At 38.8% G+C, this 1573-nt stretch carries 1 protein-coding gene; it reads right to left on the bottom strand.

Annotation, left to right across the window (positions count from 1 at the left end):
* Positions 1-158 precede the first annotated feature (158 nt).
* Positions 159-1412, bottom strand: a complete 1254-nt coding sequence (locus tag WKT17_RS16180; protein WP_294542139.1) for a transposase — start codon at positions 1410-1412, stop codon at positions 159-161.
* Between the last annotated feature and the right edge of the window lie 161 nt (positions 1413-1573).

Raw genomic sequence — 1573 nt, forward strand, 5'->3', positions numbered from 1 at the left:
CTTGAGTTTCCGCAAACTGTAATTCAAAAATGAATATGTCTGCCCAAAGTGCCAATCTGCCGACTTTTTGAAAAATTCAGAATGGCAGTTCTGTGATTAGGGGCACTTTAATAAGCCCCGCCGGAACCGGACTTTGGGAGACATATTTTTTTATGTATTTAAACAGCCAGCTTAAGACAGAGTTGACGGTATGCAGGACGTTTCGTCCGAAACCATAGTCGGATGCCTTCTTTTGCATAGGATAGTATGCCGGAGATGCCTTTTGCCAGCCGATAATAGCAGAAAGATATTTTCACTTTTATGGGATCTGCTGTCTTTATAATAGCAACTTTAAGGGCATTTGTTTCCGGCTTCATGGAAATATGAGCCAGGAATGCCATGCATAAAGTGATATAGAAATTTAAGGCATTGATTGCTTTGAGCTTCCGTACCCGGAAGTTTTCAAATTGAAACATCTGTTTTTTACAGCGGAAATATTCCTCAATGCGCCATCTGGAAAAATAAAGTTTTGCAATCTTTATCACATCGTCTTTCGATTTGATTTCTTTGTTCGTTGCAAGCATCATAGGTTGGTCAGTAATGCCGTAAACAAGGACTAAATAAATATCTTTTCTGGATGCAGTTATCTGTACTTTTACATGGGAAAGACAAGCCTCATGCCGCTTCCCTTTGTAGAACAGAGGCAGTTTTACCTTGCCTTTCCTGCGGCTGCGCAGTTCGGTGGCAAATACCCATTTATTATGATACAGGAGCTTCCGCTTTGCAGTCAGACGAATCACATAGTCCTGATTCATGGAATCCAGTTTTAGAAACATCTTGTTATCATCATATCCGCGATCCATGACAAAGGTTGCTTTTTCAAATAAAGCAGCTGCACGTTCCATAGCAGAAAAAGTAATATTGTTGATGGATGTGAAGCCTTTTTCATTTGAAGAATGGATTTTAGAAAACAGACTGACAGGATGATTGTTGTTGGTAAGGACAGTGGCTTCCGTTACATGATACCCTTTCTTATAGACATTTTTTGTAGAAGTACTCTCAGAGCCATCGCGTACCCAGCCAAGGGATTCGAATTTATAACCATCCGGTTTTACTACGTCACTGTCATCGATATGAATGACAGGATGAGCCGGACACCATTTCTTTATGTGGGTCAGGTAGGCTCTCAAAGCATCTTTTGGTGTACCTTTTGACAAATGTCTGGAAAGGCGGTCGACACTGTTGATTTTTTTGGAATGCTCATGTAACTGGTCAACAATGTCTGTAAGGAGACAACTGTTGGAAGCAAGAATACCATAATTCATGTCAGCTATAAACTTTTTTTCCGGTTTGGGAAGCTTTCTGGAAATTTTATTGGAAAAAGTTAAAATTTCCCGTTTCATTTGATAAGTTTTTGATGTACAATTAACCACAGGGAATCCTCCTCTTTTTTGTTTAGTACGATTTTTTTGTGGTGATTAAATTTTACATCAAAAAGGAATAGGATTCCTTATATTTTTGGCATTTTTAAAAAGTTGTTAATAATCAGCAAGGATGATTATAGGTTCTGTGGATAAAACTGCGGAAACTCAAG

The sequence above is a fragment of the Blautia sp. HCN-20427 genome (genome assembly GCF_037890365.1).
Lineage (GTDB): Bacteria > Bacillota > Clostridia > Lachnospirales > Lachnospiraceae > Blautia.